The organism is Phormidium sp. CCY1219 (assembly GCF_035615515.1).
Lineage (GTDB): Bacteria > Cyanobacteriota > Cyanobacteriia > Cyanobacteriales > Laspinemataceae > CCY1219.
In genome coordinates, this window is sequence record NZ_JAJENT010000711.1 from 1 (window position 1) to 288 (window position 288).

The following is a 288-nucleotide window of genomic DNA, read 5'->3' on the forward strand; positions in this document are numbered from 1 at the left end:
ATCAAACCCAGCAAGCAAGCCATTAAAACCCACTACAAGAAACTTAAAGAGATAGTAGACTCCCACAGAGCAGTACCGCAAGAGGGGTTAATAAAACACCTCAACCCGGTTATCAGAGGATGGAGCAACTACTACTCAACAGTAGTGTCCAAGGAAGTCTTCTCTCAAATGGATAGTTTACTATACTGGAAATTAACCAAATGGGGAAAACGAAGACACTCCAACAAAAATGGAAAGTGGGTAGCCAAGAAATACTGGCAAACAATAGGGAATCGGCAATGGGTATTT

1 protein-coding gene is annotated in these 288 nt (G+C 41.7%); it reads left to right on the forward strand.

Annotated elements, in window-relative coordinates; all coding sequences use genetic code 11:
• On the forward strand, nt 1-288 hold a 288-nt coding region (locus LKK83_RS20990; RefSeq protein WP_324633283.1), incomplete at both ends, for a group II intron maturase-specific domain-containing protein.